The sequence below is a fragment of the Actinokineospora diospyrosa genome (assembly GCF_024171925.1).
In the GTDB taxonomy this organism is placed as follows: Bacteria; Actinomycetota; Actinomycetes; order Mycobacteriales; family Pseudonocardiaceae; genus Actinokineospora; species Actinokineospora diospyrosa.
The window spans coordinates 152,002-175,025 of record NZ_JAMTCO010000008.1 but is presented as its reverse complement, the minus strand read 5'-3'; the positions used below and the strand labels follow the sequence as shown (position 1 = coordinate 175,025).

General features: G+C 70.0%; 19 protein-coding genes and 1 pseudogene. 9 read left to right on the top strand and 11 right to left on the bottom strand.

All coding sequences use genetic code 11. The features are described 5' to 3' along the window. Positions 1-453: 453 nt before the first annotated feature. Positions 454-1,248 carry an SCO1664 family protein gene (locus tag LV75_RS16915; RefSeq protein WP_253887877.1) on the bottom strand — a complete coding sequence of 265 codons (795 nt, stop codon included), beginning with the start codon at positions 1,246-1,248 and terminating at the stop codon, positions 454-456. Between the two features lie 8 nt (positions 1,249-1,256). Continuing rightward, positions 1,257-1,823: a DUF3090 domain-containing protein gene (locus LV75_RS16910; protein WP_253887876.1), complete on the bottom strand. Its 567-nt coding sequence runs from the start codon at positions 1,821-1,823 to the stop codon at positions 1,257-1,259. Between the two features lie 112 nt (positions 1,824-1,935). Here LV75_RS16910 and LV75_RS16905 point away from each other — a divergent pair, with 112 nt between their 5' ends. Together LV75_RS16905 and LV75_RS16900 are read left to right on the top strand one after the other, a co-directional pair. Continuing rightward, positions 1,936-3,846 carry a dipeptidyl-peptidase 5 gene (locus tag LV75_RS16905; RefSeq protein WP_253887875.1) on the top strand — a complete coding sequence of 637 codons (1,911 nt, stop codon included), beginning with the start codon at positions 1,936-1,938 and terminating at the stop codon, positions 3,844-3,846. Next, positions 3,843-4,760, top strand: coding sequence for a S66 peptidase family protein (locus tag LV75_RS16900; protein ID WP_253887874.1), 918 nt, complete (start codon positions 3,843-3,845; stop codon positions 4,758-4,760). The genes LV75_RS16905 and LV75_RS16900 overlap by 4 nt, the downstream gene beginning before the upstream one ends. 45 nt (positions 4,761-4,805) lie before the next feature. Here the strand turns inward: LV75_RS16900 and LV75_RS16895 are convergent. The 3 genes and pseudogenes from LV75_RS16895 to mptB form a co-directional block, all read right to left on the bottom strand. Next, a pseudogene (locus tag LV75_RS16895) lies at positions 4,806-5,927 on the bottom strand (sugar efflux transporter); the annotation flags it as partial. Between the two features lie 118 nt (positions 5,928-6,045). Beyond that, positions 6,046-7,116: a glycosyltransferase family 9 protein gene (locus tag LV75_RS16890; protein ID WP_253887873.1), complete on the bottom strand. Its 1,071-nt coding sequence runs from the start codon at positions 7,114-7,116 to the stop codon at positions 6,046-6,048. 41 nt (positions 7,117-7,157) lie between these two features. Continuing rightward, positions 7,158-8,759 (bottom strand): polyprenol phosphomannose-dependent alpha 1,6 mannosyltransferase MptB, encoded by a 1,602-nt coding sequence (gene mptB / locus LV75_RS16885; protein ID WP_372504187.1) that lies wholly within the window; start codon positions 8,757-8,759, stop codon positions 7,158-7,160. 192 nt (positions 8,760-8,951) lie between these two features. Between mptB and LV75_RS16880 the strand changes: the two genes are divergently transcribed. Then, a complete protein-coding gene (locus tag LV75_RS16880; RefSeq protein ID WP_253887872.1) occupies positions 8,952-10,253 on the top strand; it encodes a M20/M25/M40 family metallo-hydrolase in 1,302 nt (433 codons plus the stop codon). 4 nt (positions 10,254-10,257) lie between these two features. On the opposite strand, the gene LV75_RS16875 is transcribed toward LV75_RS16880, so the two are convergent. Together LV75_RS16875 and LV75_RS16870 are read right to left on the bottom strand one after the other, a co-directional pair. Then, positions 10,258-10,950, bottom strand: a complete 693-nt coding sequence (locus LV75_RS16875; protein WP_253887871.1) for a hypothetical protein — start codon at positions 10,948-10,950, stop codon at positions 10,258-10,260. A 227-nt stretch (positions 10,951-11,177) separates the two neighbouring features. Beyond that, positions 11,178-11,687, bottom strand: a complete 510-nt coding sequence (locus LV75_RS16870) for a hypothetical protein (RefSeq protein ID WP_253887870.1) — start codon at positions 11,685-11,687, stop codon at positions 11,178-11,180. A gap of 137 nt (positions 11,688-11,824) precedes the next feature. Here LV75_RS16870 and LV75_RS16865 point away from each other — a divergent pair, with 137 nt between their 5' ends. The 5 genes from LV75_RS16865 (at position 11,825) to LV75_RS16845 (ending at position 18,641) form a co-directional block, all read left to right on the top strand. Further along, positions 11,825-14,926, top strand: coding sequence for a GH92 family glycosyl hydrolase (locus LV75_RS16865; RefSeq protein ID WP_253887869.1), 3,102 nt, complete (start codon positions 11,825-11,827; stop codon positions 14,924-14,926). Positions 14,927-14,935: 9 nt separating this feature from the next. After that, positions 14,936-15,766 (top strand): ATP-binding cassette domain-containing protein, encoded by an 831-nt coding sequence (locus tag LV75_RS16860; protein ID WP_253887868.1) that lies wholly within the window; start codon positions 14,936-14,938, stop codon positions 15,764-15,766. Then, positions 15,763-16,416: a hypothetical protein gene (locus LV75_RS16855; RefSeq protein WP_253887867.1), complete on the top strand. Its 654-nt coding sequence runs from the start codon at positions 15,763-15,765 to the stop codon at positions 16,414-16,416. The genes LV75_RS16860 and LV75_RS16855 overlap by 4 nt, the downstream gene beginning before the upstream one ends. 155 nt (positions 16,417-16,571) lie before the next feature. Next, positions 16,572-18,068, top strand: a complete 1,497-nt coding sequence (locus LV75_RS16850) for a CHAP domain-containing protein (protein WP_301319322.1) — start codon at positions 16,572-16,574, stop codon at positions 18,066-18,068. 159 nt (positions 18,069-18,227) lie between these two features. Continuing rightward, a complete protein-coding gene (locus LV75_RS16845; protein ID WP_253887865.1) occupies positions 18,228-18,641 on the top strand; it encodes an SSI family serine proteinase inhibitor in 414 nt (137 codons plus the stop codon). Positions 18,642-18,756: 115 nt separating this feature from the next. Here LV75_RS16845 and LV75_RS16840 read toward each other — a convergent pair whose 3' ends face one another. The 3 genes from LV75_RS16840 to LV75_RS16830 are packed head-to-tail and all read right to left on the bottom strand — an operon-like array spanning position 18,757 to position 21,351. Further along, the gene (locus LV75_RS16840) at positions 18,757-19,452 is read right to left on the bottom strand and encodes a histidine phosphatase family protein (protein ID WP_253887864.1); all 696 of its coding nucleotides are present in this window, start codon (positions 19,450-19,452) and stop codon (positions 18,757-18,759) included. Positions 19,453-19,477: 25 nt separating this feature from the next. Continuing rightward, positions 19,478-20,305 (bottom strand): undecaprenyl-diphosphate phosphatase, encoded by an 828-nt coding sequence (locus LV75_RS16835; protein ID WP_253887863.1) that lies wholly within the window; start codon positions 20,303-20,305, stop codon positions 19,478-19,480. After that, entirely contained in the window at positions 20,302-21,351 is a 1,050-nt protein-coding gene (locus LV75_RS16830) for an LLM class F420-dependent oxidoreductase (protein WP_253887862.1), read from the bottom strand. Before LV75_RS16830 ends, LV75_RS16835 begins: the two co-directional genes overlap by 4 nt. A gap of 85 nt (positions 21,352-21,436) precedes the next feature. On the opposite strand from LV75_RS16830, the gene LV75_RS16825 reads away from it, so the two are divergent. Beyond that, on the top strand, positions 21,437-22,408 hold the full coding sequence (locus LV75_RS16825; protein WP_253887861.1) for an aldo/keto reductase: 972 nt from the start codon (positions 21,437-21,439) through the stop codon (positions 22,406-22,408). Here LV75_RS16825 and LV75_RS16820 read toward each other — a convergent pair. Then, on the bottom strand, positions 22,365-22,877 hold the full coding sequence (locus tag LV75_RS16820; RefSeq protein ID WP_253887860.1) for a hypothetical protein: 513 nt from the start codon (positions 22,875-22,877) through the stop codon (positions 22,365-22,367). The two genes, LV75_RS16825 and LV75_RS16820, sit on opposite strands and share 44 nt — an antisense overlap. Positions 22,878-23,024 lie beyond the last annotated feature (147 nt).

Sequence of the window (23,024 nt, the reverse complement as noted above, 5' to 3'; positions counted from 1 at the left end):
TGGCCGCGCAAGGCAGCGCTACCCGACCTCGGGACCGTCGCTGCTGCCGGTAGTGCCATCAGCTCACTGACGGCCGCAGCAGCGGTCCGGCAGCCGAGGCTCCGACCTCGTCAATCGCGGATTCGGCGCGTTGGCCGCCATGACCGGTAGGTCGGCTCCTCGGATCGGCCTACCGGTCGGCGTCGCTCGCGAACGCCAGCACCGCGGCCACTTCGTCAGGGCCAGGAGTCCCACGAGCGCAGCCGCGTTGCCAACCCCACCCGGTGCCGCGCCCGTGCGGCGTCACCTCGCCGCCAGAGCGGCCCCCTCCCCTGTCTTGGCGCTTTTCTCACCCTCCTCCCGGTACCGGCCAAGACCCACTATCGGTTACCTTGATAGTCAATAGTGAATAGTGAGTTCATGGGGGATAGGCGAAGAGAAACGCCTGGTGAAGGGGGTGCTAGCGGGAGGGCGCTAGAAGGCGGGCCACGGGATGGGGCGGCCGTCCTCGTCCGGGACCGGGTACACCGGGGCCGCCAGCAGCGCCTTGACCCGGGTGCTCAGCGCCGAGATCTCGGCGCGGGTGATGTGCTCGGCGAGGTCGGCCGGGAGCGGTCCGCGCAGGGCGGCGTTGAGCGAGTGCAGCGCGTCGACCGCCTCGTCCGGCAGGGCCTCCCCCGCCCAGCCCCACAGCACGGTGCGCAGCTTGTGGTCCTGGTGCAGGCTGATGCCGTGGTCGACGCCGTAGACGCCGCCGTCGGTGCCGTGCAGGACGTGACCGCCCTTGCGGTCGGCGTTGTTGATGACGATGTCCAGCGCGGACAGCAACGCCACCGGTAACGCGTTCGAGTGCGCCAAGACCGCGGGGTCACCGAAGCGGTCGTGGGCGTGCAGGATCGCGCGCCAGCCCTGCGGCACCTCGTCGGGCGGCAGCACGTCGACCAGGTCGTCGCCCTCCTTGGTCTCGATCCACAGCTGCACCATCCCGGGGCCGAACGGGCCGTCGCGCAGCACCGTCGGCGGGATCAGCGGCAGACCGGCCGCCACCGACACCAGGTAGGCGGCGACCTCACGACCCGCGAGGGTGCCGTCGGGGAAGTCCCACAGGGGGCGTTCACCGCGGACCGGCTTGTACACGCACTGCGCGACGACGCCGTCGGCCTCGATGCCGCAGAGCAGGGTCGCGTTGGACGCGTCGACCAGCCTGCCCTCGATCTCCAGGGAACCGCGCACGAGGAACTCGCCGACGCCGGGGTCGGTGGGCAGCACTGGTCGCCTCAGTCCTCGTCGCTGCGGCGGTACCCGTTCTGCCGGGGGCAGACGTGACCGAGCGGGTCGAGCGGTTCCCCGCACAGCGGGCACGGCTTGCGCCCGGCGTTGACGACCCGGTCGGCCCGGTCGGCGAACGCGCGGGCCTCGGTCGGGCTGAGGAACACCCGCACCGCGTCCGGGCCCTCCTCGGTGTCGTCGAGCACCACCGACTCGTCGACCTCACCCTCGGTCGCGGCCAGCAGCTCGATCACCACCGCGCGGGTCTCGGCGTCCCAGCCCAGGCCCATGGTGCCGACCCGGAACTCCTCCTCGACCGGCACCTGCAGCGGCTCGGCGTCGAGGTCGGTGTCGGGCACCCCGTCGGGGACCTCGGCGCCGAAGCGGCGGTGGACCTCTTCCAGGAGCGAGCCGATGCGCTCGGCGAGCACGGCGACCTGCTGCTTCTCGATCGTCACGCTCACCGTGCGGACGTTCTCGACGGCCTGCAGGTAGAACGTGCGGTCACCGGGTTGCCCGACGGTGCCCGCTACGAAGCGGTCGGGTTGACGGAAGACGTGGATGACACGGGCCATGGCACCTCCGACCTTATGGGACAACGCCGCGGCGAGCAGGCCGTACCCACCGCTGTCCCCGCACCGGTCCACCGTATCGGGCCACCACAGCGGGGTCTGTAGGGTCCTGCCTGTGTCGAAGATCGCTCCATACGGTACGTGGGTGTCCCCGCTCGGCGCGGCCGACGTGGCCAGGGCGGGCAGTGCGCCGTCCTGGGTGCGCCGGGTCGGCGCCGAGGTGTTCTGGACCGAGGGCCAGCCGCTGGAAGGCGGCCGATCGGCGCTGTTCCGGCACGACGGCGCGCGGGTCCGGCGGGTGCTCGAGGCGCCGTGGAACGTGCGCAACCGGGTGCACGAGTACGGCGGCATGCCCTACCTGGTGCTCGGCGAGCGCGTGGTGTTCACCAACTGGGACGACCAGCGGGTGTACCTGACCGACCGCGAGGGCACCGACCCGAAGCCGATCTCGGCGGAGCCGTCGACGCCGCAGGGCTGGCGCTACACCGACTTGGTCGCGGGGCCGGATGGCACCGAGGTCTGGTGCGTGCGCGAGGACGAGTCGGACTACCGGGAGCTGGTAGCCCTGCCGTTGGACGGCAGCCCTGCCCGTGTCCTGGGCCGTACTCACCACTTCATGTCGTCGCCGCAGCCCAGTCCTGACGGGCGTCATGCCGCGTGGCTGGGGTGGGAGCACCCGAACATGCCGTGGGACGGCACCGAGCTGTGCGTGGCCGCGATCACCGACGAGGGCGTGCTGGGACCGCACCGCGTCGTCGCGGGCGGGCCGCGCGAGGCGGTGTGCCAGGTCGAGTGGGAGGCGGCGGACTCGCTGCTGGCGATGACCGACCCCGACGGCTGGTGGAACCTGCACCGGGTCGGCCTGGACGGCACGGTGGTGAACCTGGCGGCGGGCGAGCACGAGCTCGGCGGGCCGCTGTGGCAGCTCGGGTACCGGTGGTTCGGGCAGCTGGGCCGGGGCCGGTTCGCGGTGCTGCGCACCAACCGCCTGGCCATCCTCGACGAGCGCTCCGGCACGGTGACCGAGGTCGATGCCGACCTGTCCGCGTGGTCGAACCTGGACGCGGGCACCGATGGTGTGGTCGTCGCCTCGGCTGCGGGCCCCCGTGCGGACTGGACGCCGGTGCGGCTGGACCTGTCGACCGGCGAGCTGACCGAGCTCGACTCCCCCGCCCCGCTGCCCGCGCTGGAGTACCTGCCGTTGCCGCAGGCCCGGGTGTTCGACTCGCCGGAGGGGTACCGGATCCCGGCGTACCTCTACCCGCCGACGAACCCGGACTTCGCCGGTCCGCCCGGTGAGACGCCGCCGCTGTTGGTGTACCCGCACAGCGGTCCGACGGCGCACTGCGTGCCCGCTCTCGAGGTGGACATCGCGTACTTCACCAGCCGTGGTTTCGCGGTCGTGACGGTCGACTACGCGGGCTCGACCGGGCACGGCAGGCACTTCCGGGAGCTGCTCAACGGGCAGTGGGGCGTCGCGGACGTGCGGGACTGCGCGACCGTGGCGACCGTGCTGATCAAGGAAGGGCTCGCCGACCCGGACCGGGTGGGCATCCGCGGCGGTAGCGCCGGTGGGTGGACCGCCGCGGCCGCGATGACGACGCTGGACATCTTCCAGTGCGCGACCTTGAGCTACCCGATGCTGGATCTCTCACCGTGGGCAGATGGCGGTGCCGAGAGCCACGACTTCGAGTCGCGCTACCTGGAGAGCCTCGTCGGGACGCTGCCAGAGCACCGTGAGCTCTATGCCGAGCGCTCCCCCATCAACCACATCGACCGGCTCGCGGGTCCGGTGCTCTTGCTGCAAGGGCTCGGCGACCGGGTGTGCCCGCCGGAGCAGGCGAACCGGTTCGTGGCCGCGCTCGACGGCACGGGGATCCCGCACGCGTACCTGACGTTCGAGGGCGAGCAGCACGGGTTCCGGGCGGCGTCGACGATCATCGCCGCGCACGAGGCGGAGCTGTCGTTCTACGGGCAGGTGTTCGGGTTCGAGACCGACGCGCCTGCGGTGGAGCTGCACCGGTGAGGCGCGCTCACCCACCCAGGTTGCGGCGCGGGTCCACCGTCGCCGTGGTCGCCCCGTCCGGGCCGGTGGACCCGGTGTTGCTGGCCGAGGGCATCGCCGTGCTGGAGTCGTGGGACCTGACGGTGCAGGTCGGCGACCACGTCCTGGACCGACACCCGAAGCTGCCGTACCTGGCGGGCAGCGACTACCACCGCGCCGCCGACTTCCAGCGCGCTTGGTGCGACCCGCAGGTCGAGGCGGTCATCTGCGCGCGCGGCGGGTACGGCGGGCAACGGGTGCTCGACCTGCTCGACTGGTCGGAGCTGGCTCAGGCGGGCCCGAAGATCTTCGCCGGGTCCAGCGACGCGACCTGCCTGCACGACGCGATCGGGACCCGGCTGGGCCTGGTCACGCTGTTCTCGCCGATGATCGCCGGTCGGCTGTTCGACGCGGACGCGCGGCGGCACCTGCAGGACACGCTGTTCTACCCGGAGAGCGTGAAGCGGCTCATCGGCCCGTCGACGGCGACCGCGGGGCACGGGGTGGCGCGTGGGATCACCGTGGGCGGCAACCTGTCGCTGATCACGGCCGGGCTGGGGGTGGCCGACCACCACCCGCCGCCGGACGGGGCGATCCTGCTGCTCGAGGACGTGAACGAGGCGCCGTACCGGATCGATCGGATGCTCACCCAACTGCTGCGGGCCGGGTGGTTCACCGGGGTGTCGGGGATCGCGCTGGGTTCGTGGGTCGGTTGCGGGGAGCTGGCGGAGATCTACACCGTCACCGAGGACCTACTCGGCGGTCTTGGGCTGCCGATGGTGTGGGAACTGGGGTTCGGGCACTGCCCCGGCCAGCTCACCATCCCGCTCGGCGTCGACGCCATCCTCGACGCCGACGACGGGACCCTCACCATGACCGAGGCCGCTCTTAGCTGACGGCGTCGGGGGCCGGGCCAACGCGAGCAGTAAGAGGCCCAGCCCGGCCATAGACAGGCACATCAGGTAGGCGCTGCGGTAGCCCAACTGCTGCGCTAAGCCCAAGAGGGGCCCGGCGATCATCGTCCCGGCGACGGTCGTATTGCCGAACAGCGCGGTGACCGCCCCGGGACGGCTGGGGTCGAGGGACTGGAAGTAGGAGATCCCGACACCCATCACCGCGGCGATCACCACCGCGTTGAGCACCTGGGCGACCGCGACCTGCCAGATGTCGGTCGTGGCGAACACGACCGCGTGGTAGGCCACGGCGAACGCCATGCCGACCAGGACGAGCCGGTGCTGGCTGGTCCGCACCGCCAACGCGCCGAAGCCGAGCATCAGCGGGATCTCCAGGGCGGCGCACAGCCCCATCACCAGCCCCGCGTCCGCCGCCCCTCCCCCGAGGTCGGCGGCGACGAACAGCGGCAGCGCCATGATCCCCAACGCCCCGGCGGCCTGGATCAGCACGAACGCGGGCACGGCGAACCACAGTCGACGCCTGGCCCCCGGTGCCACCCGCTCCGCGGTGTTGGTCCGGTGGTCGGCTCCCGGTTCGGGTAGGCGGGTCGTGACCGCGGCGACCAGGGCGTAGCAGCAGGCGACGACGGCGAACAGGCCGGTGAAGCCAGCGACCGAGACCAGCAGCGCGGCCAGGGGTGGGCCTGCGACCCAGGACAGCGACACGAGCATCCGCAGAGTGCTGATGATCAGCGGCGCGCGGGTCGAGCCGGACCGGTCGAGGACGAGCCCGGCATAGGCGAACACCTGCGAGATCAGCGACGTGCTCGCCGCGACGACGGTGACGGAGAGGACCAACAGGACCCAGTAGTCGTGGGTGGCGGTGTAGAGGCCGTAGCCGAGCGCGCCAGCCAGCCCCGCACCGATCATCAGCGGACGGCGGATCGCCCTGGTGTCCGACAGCCTGCCGAACAGGCTGCTGACCAGCACACTCGCGATGGGACCGGCCAGCAGGAACCCGCCGAGCGCGACCGGGTCGGCGGTGATCTCCTCGGTGAGGAACAGCGGGAGGAACGGCACGGCGAGCGCCGAGGCCACCCCGACCGAGGCCGTGGTGGTGGCCAGGGGGAGCAACGAAGGGGTTCGGACAGGGGCGGAGGGTGAAGCCACACCAGTCACCACCTCATCCTCACCGGCCGGTGGGGGCCGACGCGACCCCTTTTGGGAGCGTTCTCCGCCACATCGGATCCACACTGGACACCACTGCCCGCCCAGCGAACGCCCCTGCCTAGCCCAGGTGCACGCTGTCTATCGACCACGGCACGCCACCCACGGCGGACATCCGCGCCAGGTGGTCGGCGAAAGCCTGCCGGTACGGCACCCTCTTCTCGACCAGCAGACCGGCGGCCTCGACGATCTCGGGGAGGTCCTCGGTGATCCGCTGGTGGCACATGCTCGGCGAGCGGGGGCCGTCGTCGTCGATCGGCTCCGGATCGGGCCCCAGCATCGTGTAGCAGGGATACCGGGTGACGTCAGGCAGCACGGAGTAGAACGGGACGCCGTTGAAGAAGTACTCCGGCCACTTGTTGCCCGCGATGGTGAGCCACGGCGTGCCCGCCGCCAGAGCGGCCATGCCGAACCCCGAGTGCGGCGAGACCAGGACATCGCAGGCGGCCACGGCGCGCAGCTGGTCGACGATCGGGGCGTCGAGGACCGAGCTGACCCGAGGTAGCGCGTCCTGGATCCGCTGGAGTTCCACGGCGCTATAGGTCGTTGCTGTCCGCCCGTCGGCGGCGAGCTTGCCGACCATCAGGAAGTCGGCATCCGGGAATCGGTCAACGAGTGCGCTGGCGATGGCTTCCCAGGAGCGGACCGACGGATAGAGCGAACGGTCGGCGCTACCGCCGGGGAGGATGGCGATCCGCGGTGCATTGCCCCGGGGCTCCGGGGTGAGGGTGAACCTTAGGTGCTCGCCAGGCGCGTAGGCGGGGCCTTTGTGGCCAGCGATCCCGAACTCGCCGGTGAAGTGACGCTTGGAGGCGTCGTAGTAGGCGGCCAGGCCGGGGAAGATCGCGCGTTGGTCGGGCAGGAAGCCGCGCACGTCGTTGAGGTAGTGGTCGAAGTCGGCCGGTAGGGCTGACAGGTCGAAGGTGGCGTCACCGTCGAACACGTCCACCGGCACCGGGTAGACCTCGTCGATGAAGGGGCACAGCGAGGCCAACTCGACCGGGGTGGCCGCGTTGAGGGCCACCGAGATCCGGGCGTCGGGGTTGGCGACGTGGTAGCCGTGCGCGTAGTGCAGCGCTTCCACGGCGTGCCCGACCGGGTAGCAGTAGACGAAGTTGACCAGTAGTCGCACCGGGACACCCTGGCCAGTCGGCGGCCAGGGTGCAACCGGATTCAGACCTTGACCGGGGCCTCGACGGTGACCAGTTCGTGGCGGTCGTTGAACAGGCGCAGCGGGTCGTGGCGGACCAGGGAGATCCCGGCGAGCACGGAGACGGCGAGCGCGGCGGCGATGAACGGCCAGTTGTAGAGCAGGTCCTCACCGGCGGGCGAGTACGTCAGCACCAGGAACACCGCGGCGCCGACCAGGATGGCGAGCTGCCTGCGCTGCCAGGGCAGGGCGGCGGCGATGACGAAGCCCCAGGTCAGGTACCACGGCAGGGTGGCGGGCGAGAGGACAGCGACGGCGAAGAGGACCAGGGCCATCCGGCGCACCGCGTCGGCGCCGCCGGTGCGGGCCAACCACCACTGGCGGATGGCGATGGCGAAGAACAGCAGACCGCCGATGACCCGGGTGGTGTTGACGAACCAGCTCTTGTTCGCGTCGAAGAAGATGTTCGCGATCGAGTGCACGACCTCGCCGACCGCGGTCGGGACGGACAGCCAGTTCACGATCATCGTCGGCGCCTGCAGCGCCTTGAACCAGCCCAGGTTCACCCCGGCCAGCAGCGTGGTCGCGGTGAACACGACGGCCGTGGTGGCGACGGCGGCGGCCACGGCCCGGGTGAAGTTCTTCCAGAACGTGGACTTCAGGTGCCCGGCCCACACCCACACCAGGAACGGCAGCGCGAGCGCGGCGGTGGCCTTCACGGCGGCGCCGAGGGTGACCAGGGCGATGCCGAGCACGTGCTTGCGGTCCAGGACGCAGAGCGTGCCCGCGGCGAGGAAGCCCACCATGAGCAGGTCGTTGTGCGGGCCGCCGACCAGGTGCACGACGGTCATCGGGCCCGCGACGGCCAGCCACAGCGTCGTCGGCAGGTGCCCGCCGAGGTGGCGGACCAGGCCGGGCAGCGCCCACAGCAGCATGAACAGGCCCGCGAGCAGCACGAACCGCATCAGGATGACGCCGAGGATCATGTTCGTGCCGGTGACCCAGGCGACGCCCTTGGCAAGCAGGATGAACATCGGCCCGTACGGCGCCGGGGTGGTCTGCCAGAACGGGTGGACGTTCTGCACGACCTCCTGCAGGCCGAGCACGATGGGCCCGACCGCGTACGGGTCCTGCCCGTAGAGCGGCAGCGCCCCCTGCGCGATGTAGGAGAAGACGTCGCGGGTGAAGACCGGCGGGGACACCAGCAGCGGTCCCATCCAGCTCGCCGCGGCGATGAGCACCGGTCGGGAGCCGACCCGCCCGGCCAGCACGTGCCTGCCGAGGCGCACCCAGGCCCACACCACCAGGCCGAAGCCGAGGTAGAGGGTCCCGGTGGCGAGCATCCGGCCGTGGCCGTAGCGGATCCACGAGAGCGGGCCGTGCCCGAGCACGGGGTCGCTGATGAGCACCCCGGCGGCGCCGAACGCGCTGAGCAGGATGAGCAGGCTGCCCGCGGTGCCGAGTGCGATCGTGCGCACGGGCAGCGGGTTGGCCCGCCGGTCGACCTGGTCGTCGCGGCCGTCGGTGACGGTCGCGCCCTGGTCGGGCAGGGGTGTCGCAGTGTCCGCGTTCTCAGCGCCCAAGGGGTTTTCCACGTGTGGGGACGGTTCTGTGCTGGTGGCCATCGGGAGAAGAGATTACACAGGTGGCGGTCGACATATCCGGGCGATGGTCGTTGTGGTCGCACGAGCCGCGTGCGGATGGTCACACCTGGTGGCCGCCGTTCGGCCCACGAAACACCGGTGTTCACGTTGCGGACCGGGCCCGGGTGTGGCCAGGGTGGCGTCCATGGGCCAGCGAGCGAGGAGGTCGACTCAATGATCGAACCGGTTGAGCAGCTGTGTGCGCGGTTGATCCGGTTCGACACCACCAACCGGGGGCACGGACAGGGGCGCGGTGAGCGTGACCTGGCGGAACTGGTCGCCGACCTGCTGACCGACGCGGGGTTGAAGCCGGTGCTGCTCGAGCGCGCGCCGCGCCGGTCGAACGTGATCGCGCGGCTGTCGGGGCAACGCCCGGACCTGCCCGCGCTGCTGGTGCAGATGCACCTGGACGTGGTGCCCGCCGATCCCGAGGAGTGGGCGGTCGATCCGTTCGGGGGTGAGATTCGCGACGGTTTCGTCTGGGGCCGGGGCGCGGTGGACATGAAGGACATGTGCGCCTCGGTGCTGACCGTGCTGGCGCGGTGGGCCGAGCAGGGGCGCACGCCGCTGCGCGACATCGTGTTCGCGTTCGTCGCCGACGAGGAGGACACCAGCGACTACGGGGCGCACTGGCTGATCAAGGACCACCGGGAGCTGTTCGAGGGGTGCGCCGTCGCGATCGGTGAGTCCGGCGGCTACACGGTGCCGACAAGGCGTCCCGACGGCAGTTTGGCCCACCTGTATCCAGTTGGGACTGCCGAGCGCGGGACGGCTCACCTGCTGCTGACGGCGACGGGTAAGGCGGGGCACGGTTCTCGGCGCAACGACGACAACGCGGTGGTCAAGCTCGTCGACGCCTTGCACAGGTTGGCGGCTCACCAGTGGCCGGTGGTGCTGACTCCCGCTGTTCGCGAGTTCATCGAGCGCACCGCAGCGACGCTGGACGTCCCGGTCGACTGGGACGACGTGGACGGCACGATCGCCCGGTTCGGGCCTGCGGTGAAGCTCGTGGAGAACACGGTGCGCAACAGCACCAGGCCGACGGTGTTGTCCGCGGGCTACAAGGTGAACGTGGTGCCGGGGGTGGCTCAGGCGCAGGTGGACACTCGAGTGCTGCCCGGTACCGAGGAGTGGATGTTGTCGGATATCGACAACCTGCTCGGGCCGGGGATCCGCCGGGAGTTCATCGCGAACCAGCCGCCGGTGCAGTCCCCGATCGAGTCGCCGTGGTTCGACGCGATGGCGGACGCGATCCGCGCGCAGGACCCGGAGGCGGTGGTGATCCCGTACTGCATGGGCGGCGGCACCGACGCCAAGGCGTTCAGCAAGCTCGGGATCGAGTGCTACGGGTTCGCGCCGTTGCTGCTGCCGGAGGGGTTCGACTACCGGGCGATGGCGCACGGTGTGGACGAGCGCGTGCCGGTGGAGGGGCTGCGGTTCGGCGTCGAGGTGCTGGACGGGTTCCTGTCGCGTTAGGCGCTCAGGTGGCGTAGTGGGCCAGTTGCTCGTGCGCGCGCTCAGCGTCGAGGAGCGGCGGGCCCACACGACGGGTGGTGGTGCCTATAAGCAGCGCCGAACGCAGCTGGGTCGCGGTCGCGCTGGGGAACAACGTCCACAACAGCGCGGCGGTGGCGGCCACGACCGCGGCGGCGACGCCGTTGCCGGTGGTGGGGCCTTGTGGTCCGGGGACCTCTTCACCGGGGGCGAACAGCCCGCGCGCGTCGGGGTCGGGCTCGACGAACCAACTGGGGCGGCCGGACGGGGTGCAGGACAGGACGGGGATGGACCACGGGTGGTCGGCGACGGAGGTGTCCCCGGCGGTGATCACCAGGATGTCGCGGGCGGCTGTGTCATCGAGTGCTGCGTGCAGCGGGTGCTCATCACCCTCACCGACGGCCAGGCTCACCAACGCGATCCTGGTGGTCACAGCGCGCAGCACCTCGGCTAAGTCCTCCGGCGGCCGCGCTTGCCCTAACGGCCGGGTGAGCACCGGCGACAACGGGTTGATCGATAACCCCGCCGACCCGCCGACCCCGCTGAGGTAGGGCGTGTCCGCCTCGGTCGCGATCACCTCGACCGGCTCGGCGCCCTGCCCCCAGCGCACCACGCGGTTGAGCCGGACCAGATCGAGGAGCGGGGAGCGGACGCGTCCTCGCAGGTCGCCGAAGAGCACGGTCGAACCACCCCCGCCAGTGCACGATCGAGTGACATCGAGCGCTGACTGTAGCCCGCCCGTGCAGATTCACGTGCACGCCATCTGAGTGATCATCGCCCCCACAGTGGGTGACCGAACCCCCTCACGTTTTGACCTGCTCCAACGATGTGGCCGCATTTCTGATCTACGACCGGCCACTCCGAACGCGCACCAGGAGCGCACTGCCGCGGGGCGGTCCGCTGGCGTCAGTCGATGCGAAGGGACCCGCGGGAGTAGTCGCGCAGGGCGGCCACGATGTCCTCGCTGGTGCGGGTGAACAGGCGGGTGTCCAGCGGCAGCCCGGGGCCGGAGGCGACCGGCCAGGCGTCGCGCCGGTGCAGGCCGGTGACGCCGGGGGTGGTGGGGGTGACGCTGAGGCGGACGCGGAAGCGCAGGGTGGGGCCGTCGACGCCGACCGAGCGCAGGGTGTCCCAGGGCAGGAACGCGGGCCCCTGGCCGGTGGGCAGCCGCACGCCGGTGAGGTCGATCATCAGCGGGCTGGAGCGGCGCTTGTGGCGGGCCGCGTAGCCGCCGAGCTTGACCGCGGCCACGGCCAGCCCGACCGCGGCGACCAGGACGCCGACCCAGCCGACCAGCAGCAGGCCGAGTCCGGCGACGACCAGCGCGGCGGCGCCGACCAACCACGGCACCAGCGGGCGGCGCCAGGCGTCCTGGTCTACCTCCGCGATGAACAGCTCCCCGACTCCCGGTGGCACCAGGTCCCCCTCCCTCGCCCTGCCGCGGACCCTACTGGGGTGGCCCTCGGCGAATCGGGGGAAATGACCACCGTCACGATCGGCCATCCGGGCAGAAGATCACTTCGAACCCCGCCGTCGGGCGTACCGTGTCCGGCATGCACGGGTTCCGCACCTCGTTCGAGGCGGCCGACACGGTCCCCACCTGGACCGATACCCCCGAACTGGGTGCCCGCTCCCCCGTCGTCACCCTGCGCACGCGCGTGGGGCCCGGCCCGGCCACCGCGCCGGCGGCCAAGGCGGGCGTCGGCTTCACCGGACTGCGCGCATTGCGCTACGAGGGCGAGGCGCAGGCCCCCGGCGAGGCGGTGAACCGGCTGTTCTGGTCCGACCAGGAGGTGACCGCGGGTGACGAGCTGTCCTATGTGGTCTTCCCCGAGTTCGACGACCGCTACCTGGCCACCCACGTCGCGGTCGACCTGGTGTTCTCCGACGGCAGCCGCCTGTCGGACCTCGGTGCCGTCGACCAGCTCGGCTACCCGATCACCGCGCGGGCGCAGGGTGAGTCCAAGGCGCTGTTCCCCGACCAGTGGAACTACCGCGCTGTCCGCCTCGACGCCGCTATAGGCAAGACGATCGCGCGGGTCCTGCTGGCCGTGGACATCCCGCACGGTCCGGCGACGTTCGGCGGATGGATCGATGATTTGGCCATTGGCGCTACCCGCGCGCGGCAGGGCAGCCCGGTCGAACGCATCGTCACCACTCGGGGCACGCATTCAACCGGGTCGTTCTCGCGTGGCAACACGATCCCGGCGGCAGCGGTACCGCACGGGTTCAACTTCTGGATCCCGGTCACGAACGCGGCGGTGACGAACTGGTCGTATGAGTACCACCGCGGCAACACGGCGACGAACAAGCCCGCGTTGCAGGCGATCGGGTTGAGCCACATGCCCAGCCCGTGGATGGGTGATCGGCACACGTTCCACTTCATGCCGACGACCGGTACCGCTGTCGGCAGGCGGGCACGGGCCCTGACCTTCGACCACGCGCGGGAGCAGGCCCACCCTTATCACTACCTGGTCGAGTTCGACCACGGCGTGCGGGCAGAGGTGGCCCCCGGCGATCACTCTGCCGTGCTGCGGTTCTCCTACCCGCCGGGGGCCGCGCATCTTGTGTTGGACAACGTGGGGCTGGGCGGCAGGGTGGATGTCGACGGAGACACCATCACCGGTTACACCGACGTTCGTAGTGGACTGTCGGTGGGCGCGGGGCGGATGTTCATCCACGCCACGGTCGACAAGCCGATCACGCGTGCCGATCACCGGTGGCGCGGGCTGGCGCGGGATCGGACGATGCTGCTGCGGTTCGCCGAGGGCACCCGGCAGGTGACGGTGCGGGTGGCGACCTCGCTGATCAGCGCCGAGCAGGCGCGCCGCAACCTCGACGAGCGCGACTTCGACGAGGTCCGCGACGAGGCCAAGGCGCGGTGGGCGGCGATCACCGACCGGATCGAGGTCGAGGACGCCACCGAGGACCAGCTCACCACGCTTTACTCGTGCCTCTACCGGTTGTTCCTCTACCCCAACTCCGGGTTCGAACCGACCGAGACCGGGCCGCGCTATGCGAGCCCGGTGAGCCCGCCGTCGATCAAAGACGGGCAGGTCTACGTCAACAACGGCTTCTGGGACACCTATCGCACGTGCTGGCCTGCCTACGCGCTGCTCGACCCAGCCCGGTGTCGTGAGCTGGTGGATGGGTTCGTGCAGCAGTACCGCGATGGCGGCTGGGTGTCGCGGTGGTCCTCCCCCGGGTACGCGAACTTGATGACCGGCACCAGCTCCGATGTGGCGTTCGCCGATGCCCATCTCAAGGGGGTGCCTGGGATCGAGGAGGCCTACGAGGCGGCGCTGCGCAACGCGACCGTCGTCGCGCCGAACGACAGCGTGGGTCGTAAGGGGCTCGATCGGTCGCAGTTCCTGCACTACACGCCCATGAGCGTCAACGAGGGGATGTCGTGGGCACTGGAGGGGTGCGTCAACGACTTCGGCATCGCGAACATGGCAGCCGCGCTCGGTGATGCCGCCAACCACGCGTACTTCCTCGACCGTGCCCGCCACTACGTCCACCACTTCGATCCGGGTGTCGGGTTCTTCCAGGGCAGGGACAAGTCGTGGCGGTGGCCGGCGGACAAGTACGACCCCCGGGTGTGGGGCTACGACTACACCGAGACCAACGGCTGGACAGCGGCGTTCGGTGTCCCCCACGACCCGATCGGTTTGGCCGCGCTGCACGGTGGGCCTGCCGCGTTGGCGGACCTGCTCGACGAGTACTTCTCGGTACCGGAGACTGCGGCGTTCCCGGGCTCTTACGGTCGAGCCATCCACGAGATGACCGAGGCCCGGGATGTGCGGCTCGGGCAGTACGGGCACAGCAACCAGCCCGCCCACCACATCCCGTACCTCTACACGCAGCTCGGTCGCCCTTGGCGCACGCAGGAGATCGTGCGTGACGTGCTGGCCCGGCTCTATCAGGGCAGTGAGATCGGTCAGGGCTACTGCGGCGACGAGGACAACGGCGAGATGTCCGCGTGGTACCTCTTCAGCGCGTTAGGCCTCTATCCGCTGCGGGTCGGATCCCCCGTCTACGCGATCGGCTCCCCCTTGTTCCGCCGCGCGGTGGTGCACCTCGACGGTGGGGACCTTGAGGTGATCGCGGACGGCAACAGCCACGACAACGTCTACGTCCAGAGGCTGCTGGTCAACGGCGAACCACACGACCACGCCTGGATCGACCACGACGTCATCGCGGCCGGGGCGCGGTTGGAGTTCACGATGGGTCCGACGCCGTCGCTGTGGGGCGCCGGCCAACTGCCAAAGCCGCTGGGGACGGGGATTCCGCTGCGAGACCTCACCGCGGGGATGCCGGGTCCGTTGTTCGACGACACTGCCCGCACCGAGACCACAGTGGACGCCCCGGTGACCGTCGCCGCGGCGGGCCGGGTCGTGCTCTACACGTTGACCTCGGCGTCGAGCGGCCCGGACCCGACCGGCTGGGTGCTTGAGGGGTCGCCGGACGGCCGCGATTGGCAGGTGCTGGACCGGCAGGTCGAGCAGGTGTTCCGGTGGCGTCTGCAGACTCGCCCGTTCCAGGTAACAACACCCGAACACCACCGGCACTACCGTCTCGTTCTCGACGGTCCTACCAGGCTCGCCCAGGTCCAATTGCTGGCCGACCACGAGGAGGGCCCAGGCACGAGCTGAGGTGGCCTCATGCTGAGCGTGGAGGCAGTGAGCAAGCGCTACGGCGGCGGTAACTGGGTGCTGCGCGAGGTAGACCTGACTGTCGAACCTGGCGCTGTGGTCGCCATCGTGGGTGGCAACGGCTCAGGCAAGTCGACGTTGCTACGGCTGATGGTCGGGGTGTCGCGACCGACGCTGGGGCAGGTGAGCGGCCGACCGGATGTCGTCGGTTATGTACCGGAGCGGTTCCCACCGAACGAACGCCTGTCCGCCTTGGCCTACCTGGGGCACTTGGGTCGGATCCGTGGGATGACCGGCGAGGCTGCCGCTGAGCGAGCCGAGGAACTGCTCGAGCGGCTGGATCTGCAGGGCGGCTTCGACTCCCAGCTAAGGACCCTGTCCAAGGGCAACGCGCAAAAGGTGGCGTTGGCTCAAGCGCTGATGGTGCCACCGGGCCTGTTGGTGCTCGACGAGCCTTGGTCCGGCCTGGACGCCGACGCGCATGGGGTTCTCGCCACCATCATCGCCGAGACCGCGGCGGCCGGTGGCGCTGTGGTGTTCACCGACCACCGCGAGTCCGTGACGAGAGCCAACGCGACCCGCATCCACCGCATTCACGACGGCAGGATCGCCGCCGCGATCGCACCGGAACGCGCCATCGTCGAGGTAGCGCTATCGAGACCGGACTCCGACGCCGAGGATCCGGGCTGGGACGACCTCGACGGCGTCGTTACCGCCGTCACCCACCAAGGGCAGCTGTTCGTTCGGGTCGACCGCGCCCACTCCGACGCCCTTCTCGCCGTCGCCCTACGCCACGGCTGGTCAATCGACAGCGTCACCCCGGAGAAGGCGGCCTCATGAACGCGCTTATCCGCTACACCTTCGCCACAACAGTGCACGCTCAGCGCTACCTGGCCCCGGTACTGCTGTTCTGCGCGGGCGTCGGCATCTCCTCCGGCAACAACTCCGGCCCCTTGCCGGGTGTCTACGCGCTCAACGCGGCGATCTCGCTGGTATGCGCCACCTGGCTGACGATCGCGGTGATCAGCGTCGAGGACCCGGTTCACCGCGCGATCACGGTCGTGGCCGCGCGCAGCCCGATCCGGGTCTTGGCGGCCACGGTCGCGGTGAGCGCCTTGCTGGCCCTCGGACTGACCGTCATCGGCCTCGTCATGCCGCTGGTGCTCAGCCCGCGCCCGGTGTCCGCGGCCGACCTACCCGCCGGGGCGCTGGCCCACCTGCTGTGCGGGTCCCTGGGTATCGCGATCGGCCTGGTCTGCTCCCGCCTGGTGTTCCGGCGGCAGGGCTACGCGCTGCTGGTGGCCCTCGCGCTGGCTGCAGCAGCGTTGCTGACCACGGGCTCGCCACCGAACACGCTGTTCAAGCGGATGGCGAACACCAGCGACGCCGGTGACGTGCTGCCCCTCGCCCTCGCATTGCTGCCCGCCGGGCTGGCTGCCTTGGCGGTCGCCGCGGTCATCACGCACGTGGTGTCGGTCCGCCGGGACTGATCCGCCTCGTTCAATAGAGGAATGCCTGGACTAAGCCACTGAAATGACCAGCGTGTCCGAACTGCTAGACCAGTCGAGGTAAGCAGGAACATACCTGGCGCAATCTCAGTGGTCGCGGCTAGCGCTGACACAGGCGCTCCGGTTCACTCCAGGGGATGTTCAGCACGGGACACCCCTTGGAGGCAAGCCAGGTGACAAGCGGACTTCGTGTGTCTTATGCCCGTCTTCTCTTGACCGCACTAGTAGGCGTCCTGCTCCTCCTCACGACCTTTCCAGCCCGCGCGACTGCGTCTGGTTACGACCCTGGGTACGAGTCCACCGCGGTAGGGACCAAATACGACCAGTGGGGGTTCGCGCGACGCAACTGCACCAGCTTCGTCGCGTACAAGTTGAACCAGGCGGGAATCCCCTTCGCCAACTCGTACGGCCAACCGAGCGGTCAGCGGTGGGGGGACGCGGCCAACTGGCTCGCGGCCGCGGATCGGGCAGGCGTGCCGTACGGGAACAACCCGATGGTCGGGGCGGTGGCGTGGTGGGATGGCTCCAGAGGTGGCGGGTCCGGCCACGTGGCGTGGGTCGAGTCGATCAACGGTGACGGTTCGGTGAACGTCACCAGCTACAACGGCCTCAACGAGACGTATTACCCGCAGAGCGGCCAGCGCGCCCACAAGTACCTCTACTTCCCCCACGTCAATCCGGTGCCCGTACCACCTGACGGCAGCTACGTTCTCGCCACTGACACGGGCAGGGTGTACGTGATCGCAGGACGCGCTCCGCTCTGGGTGACCAGTTGGAGCGCGGTTGGCGGCCAACGCACCATCGCCCGCAACTACTCCCAGGGCGAGATCAACCGAATGCCCCAGTACCCGGTTGACGGCACCGGTCTGCGCAACCCGGTCACCGGTGAGATGTTCACCGTCGCGGGGGGATTCGGGTTCCGCCTGACCGGCATGGGCGCCATTCCCAACCCGACGTGGATCGACGTGGACGGCTGGGCCATCGAGCACCAACTGCGAGCGGTCCCGGTGGACGGGACCATGGTCCGCAACCACTTCACCGGCGGCATCTACGTGGTGGCCGGGAAGTCGCCCATGCCCGTCTACAACCTCGGCAACGTCCCGTACACGTCGTGGACCAACGTCGACCCGTGGGCGATCGACAACCAACTCCTGCGGCACCCGTTCGACGGGTCCATGATCGTTGACCACGGCACGGGCGTCGTGCACGTGATGGCGGGCGGCGCCGCCATGCCGGTCTCGGCGTTCGACAACATCCAGCCCGTGACCTCCCTCGCGTTCGTCGACCACGCTGCCATCGGGAACCGCCTGCGGCCACATCCGGCAGACGGAACAGTGGTCCGGGGCTACACGACGGGAGCGATCTCCGTGGTCGCGGGCGGCGCACCGCTGCCGGTCACCTCCCTGCAAGCGGTGCCCTACTCCAGCTGGGTCAACGTCGACAACTGGGCGATCACGCGGCTCCCGGCGGTCCCCGCGGACGGCACCCACGTGCGGGGGCACAGCACGGGCAAGGTCTACCGGATCACGGGAGGGACCGCCTACCTCGTCCCGTCGTGGGGACCGGACGGCCCCCAACCCACCACTGACGTCGACCAATGGGCGATCACCAACCAACTCCACGCCACCGAGTAGCGGTCGTGGGATCTGGCCACCTCCTGGCGGGAGGTGGCCAGATCCACCAGCGTTGTGCCGCACGATCGGGTGGTTCACCGGGCAGGTCTGGGCGCGAACAACATCATCCGGGTACGCAGTAACGGTACGAACACAATCGAACCCGAGGAGTGACCCTCGATGCGTACCGTGCTCGCAGGCCTAGCCCTGGCCGCACTGGCACTCAGCGGTGGCACCGCCGCGGCCACGGCGGCGTCTCCGGACGAACCGCGAGCCGCAGTCGCCGATCCCGGCGCGTCGCTGACGCTCACCACGCAGTGGCTCAGCAACGGCCAGACGAAGGCGGCCATCCTCAACTGCGACCCGACAGACGGCAGCACCCACGCCGACCCCAAGGCAGCGTGCGACGCCCTTAAAGCCGTCAACGCCGACTTCGACGCCTTGAGCGACACCGATAGGCCGTGCACCTACAACTACGACCCGGTAGTGGTAACCGCCAAGGGCGACTGGTACGGCGACTACGTCTACTTCTCCCGCGAGTACTCGAACCAGTGCGTCGCGATCGTCAGCAGCAACGACGTGTTCGGCTTCTAGGCGCTGTCCTGTGAGTCTGGTGCGTGGGATCGGTGATCCGCGTGGTTCCTGGGTGCGCGGGCGGTCAGGGGCAGCGCGGGCGCGGATAGCGCATGCCTGACTTGCAGGGCAGCGCCTAGGCGCTGCCCGTCGATCCGCCCACAGTGGCGTCGCCGGTGTTCTCTTCCGGCTTGGGCTCCGGCGGCACCACCCCGGCGAACTCCTTGCCCGCGTCGTTCATCCGCAGCACGAACGGACGGGTCTCGGTGTAGCGGATGACGCTCACCGACGCCGGGTCCACCACGATGCGCTGGAACGTGTCCAGGTGCTGGCCCAGCGCGTCGGACAAGATGGACTTGATGACGTCGCCGTGGCTGCACAGCAGCCACACCGCGCGCTCGCCGTACTTAGCGGTGATTCGCGCGTCATGCGCCCGCACCGCCCGCACAGCGCGGGCCTGCACGTCGGCTAGGCCTTCCCCGTCGGGGAACACCGCGGCCGACGGGTGTTGCTGAACGACCTTCCACAGCGGTTCGCCGAGCAGGTCTTTGATGGCCTTGCCGGTCCAGGACCCGTAGTCGACCTCGAGGAACGCGTCGTCGACGACGGGTTCGAGGCCGCGGGCGGCCGCCAAGGCGGAGATGGTCTGTTCGCAGCGCGGCAGCGGGGAGCGCACGATGTCGTGCAGGGTCACCTCGGCGAGCCGGTCGACCAGGTCGGCGGCTTGCCGCTGGCCGGTCGGGTCGAGGGTGACCCCCTCGCTGCGACCCGCGAGCACACCGGAGCCGTTGGCGGTGGAGCGGGCATGGCGGAGGAGGACGAGTGTTGCCACGGCCGAAGAGCCTAAGCGGTGCCGATCACGTGGGTGCGACGACCCCGGTCACGAGCAGTCCACACAAGAGCGCGCCGACCGCGATCCGGTACCAGACGAACACCATGAAGTTGTTCTTCGACACGTACCGCAGCAGCCACGCGACGCAGGCGTAGCCGACCGCGAAGGACACCACGGTGGCCACGACCGTCTGCGGGACGCTGGCCTGCACGCCGGGTCCGCTGCGGTCGAGGACGTCGGGGATGCTGAAGATGCCCGCGCCGAACACCGACGGGATGGCCAGCAGGAACGAGTACCGGGTGGCGGCTTCGCGCTTGAGGCCCAGGAACATGCCCGCGGTGAGCGTCCCGCCGGAGCGCGAGACGCCCGGGACCAGGGCCATCGCCTGGGCGAAACCCATCACGATGCTGTCGCGCATGGTGAGCTTGTCGCGGGCCTGCTTGCCGACCTCGTCGGCGATGGCCAGGAAGACCGCGAAGACCATGAGGACGATCGCGGTGATCCACAGGTTGCGCAGCCCGGAGCGGATGGCGTCCTTGAACACCACGCCCAGGATGGCGATCGGCGCGGAGCCGATGATCACGTACCAGGCGAGCTTGTAGTCCGGGTCGGTGCGCCCGGCGGCGGAGAACAGGCCGACGAACCAGGCGCGCAGCAGCCGCCAGATGTCCTTGGCGAAGTAGATGATCACCGCGGTCTCGGTGCCCAGCTGGATGACCGCGGTGAACGAGGCGCCCGCGTCACCGCCGAACCACAGCTCCGAGACGATCCGGATGTGCGCCGATGAGGAGATCGGCAGGAACTCGGTGAGTCCCTGCACGATGCCCAGGACGATTGCTTGCAACCAGGTCAACTACCGACTCCCGCTAGCTCCAGAGCGTCCACGGCGACCCGCAGGGCCGCCTTGCTGCGCTCCAAATCTTGCAGGATCGGCGAAACGGTCAGTGTGGTGACCCCGGACTCGGCCAGTTCGCGCATCTTGTCCGCGATGCGCTCTTTCGGGCCGAGTAGCGAGGTCGAGTCGAGGAATCCCAGCGGCACGGCTGCCGCGGCCCCCGCGTAGTCCTTGGCCAGGTAGCGGTCCTGGCACTCGGTGGCCTCGGCCTCGTAGCCCATGCGGCAGGCGAGGTTGTTGTAGAAGTTCTGCTCGCGGCTGCCCATGCCCCCCACGTAGAGGGCGGCGTAGGGGCGGACGGTGTCGGCGGCGCGGCGCCAGTCGTCGTCGACCACCAACGGGCTGGTGGGGACGACGTCGAAGCCTTCGAGGGTCTTACCCGCCTTCTCGCGTCCCTTCGCGATGACCTCTAGCGACTCGCGGCCGTGTTCCGGTGAGTAGAAGATGGCCAGCCAGCCGTCGGCGATCTCGCCGGTAAGTTCCAGGTTCTTGGGGCCGATGGAGGCCAGGTAGATCGGGATGTGTTCGCGTACCGGGTGCACGGTGAGCTTGAGTGCCTTGCCGGGACCGTCGGGAAGCGGTTGGACGAAGTGCTTGCCCTGGTAGTCGACGCGTTCGCGGCGCAGTGCGGTGCGGACGATGTCGACGTACTCGCGGGTGCGGCCCAGCGGCTTGTCGAACTTGACCCCGTACCAGCCTTCGGAGACCTGCGGGCCGGACACGCCCAGGCCGAGCCGGAAGCGGCCGCCGGAGAGGGTGTCGAGGGTGGCGGCGGTCATCGCGGCCATGGTGGGGCGGCGCGCGGGGATCTGCAGGATGGCGCTGCCGATGTCGATCTGGGTGGTCTGCGCGGCGACCCAGGCGAGCACGCTGGGCGCGTCGGAGCCGTAGGCCTCGGCGACCCAGGCCACCGAGTAGCCGAGCCGGTCGGCCTCGCGCGCCAGTTCCAGGTTGGCCGCGTCGTTGCCCGCACCCCAGTAGCCCATGTTCAGTCCGAGTCGCATGACCGGCAGGTTACTCACCGGTAAGGGTGCTTGGCCAGTGGGCCTCCGGTGGCGCCGACCCGGTGGCGGCCTAGGCTCGGTGATCGTGGAGCAACGACACCTCGGGCGCAGCGGGCTGCGGGTTTCCCGGTTGGGCCTGGGCACGCTGACCTGGGGCGGGGACACCGACGCGGACGAGGCGGCCGCCCAGTTGGCGGCGTTCACCGAGGCGGGCGGCACCCTGGTCGACACCGCGGACATCTACGCCGACGGGGAGGCCGAGCGGCTGCTCGGCGCGCTGCTGGGCGACCTGGTGCCGAGGGAGCGGGTGGTCCTGGCGACCAAGGCGGTCGCGCGGCGCCACGACGGGCCGTTCGGCGGGGGCGCGTCGCGGGGGGCGTTGTTGACCGCGCTGGAGGGGTCGCTGCGGCGGTTGCGCACCGATCACGTGGACCTGTGGCAGTTGCACGCCTGGGACGAGGCGGTGCCGCTCGAGGAGACCCTCGCGGCCGTCGACAGCGCGGTGCGGGCGGGCAAGGTCCGCTACGCGGGGGTGTCGAACTACACCGGTTGGCAGACCGCGACCGCAGCGGCTCGTCAGGCGTCGGTAGGTCTACCGCTGGTGAGTACGCAGGTGGAGTACTCGTTGCTGGAGCGCGGGGTGGAGCGTGAGGTCGTGCCCGCGTGTGTGCACCACGGCTTGGGGGTGTTGCCGTGGGCGCCGTTGGGTCGAGGCGTGTTGACGGGTAAGTACCGCACCAATACGCCCGCAGACTCGCGGGGAGCCTCGCCGGTGTTCGCGCGGTACGTGGAGAGACATCGCACGGATCGGGCCGCCCGGATCGTGCAGGCAGTGGCAACAGCCGCGGACGGGCTGGGCACGTCGCCGTTGGCGGTGGCGCTGGCGTGGGTGCGGGATCGTCCCGGCGTGGTGGCGCCGGTGGTCGGGGCGCGCGATACAGCGCAGTTGAAGGGGTCGCTCGTCGCGGAGGAGTTGACGCTACCGGCGGCGATTCGCTCGGCGCTCGACGACGTCAGCGCCGTGGAGTTCGGGTACCCGGAGCGGCGTCTGCACTAGGTCCGCCGAAGTCGTCTTCGCCGTCCGGAGCGACCTCAGTACCTGCGGTGTCGCTGTCGTCGGTGTCGCTGTCGTTGTCGGGAAGCCCGAAGTAGTCGCGCACGTCTGAGCGGTACATCAGGTGCCCGGCCGCGAGGACGAGCACGGTCGAGAGCACCAGCGCGGTGACGCCCAGGACGCCTTCGGCCACGCCGAGCATGAGCAGCAGGGCGAGTCCGGCGACGAGCAGCGACGCGACCCGGGCCCAGTCGCGGCCGCCGCGGATGCCCAGCGCGAAGGCGACGGCCAGGCAGATCGGCAGCAGCGCGAGCGACACGTCGTGGTCGGTGCTGGCGGTGACGACGGCCAGGTGCGCGGCGGTGAGCGCGACGTTGATCAGCAGCAGGACGCTCGCCGCGCGGATCGGCGCGGGCGGGTCGTTGGGCTCGACGTCGCCGAAGATCGGCAGGTGAGTGGGGTCGATCGCCATTGCTGCCTCCCTGCACTCGTGCCTGCTCCGTCGGCCGTCACACTCCGGGTGTTACAAGTTGGTTGCGACATCACTCGCCCGGGGTAACAAGTTGCCGAATCCGGTGAACCTGACCTGCCTGTTTCGTGGTGCAGCGAACATTGTCCA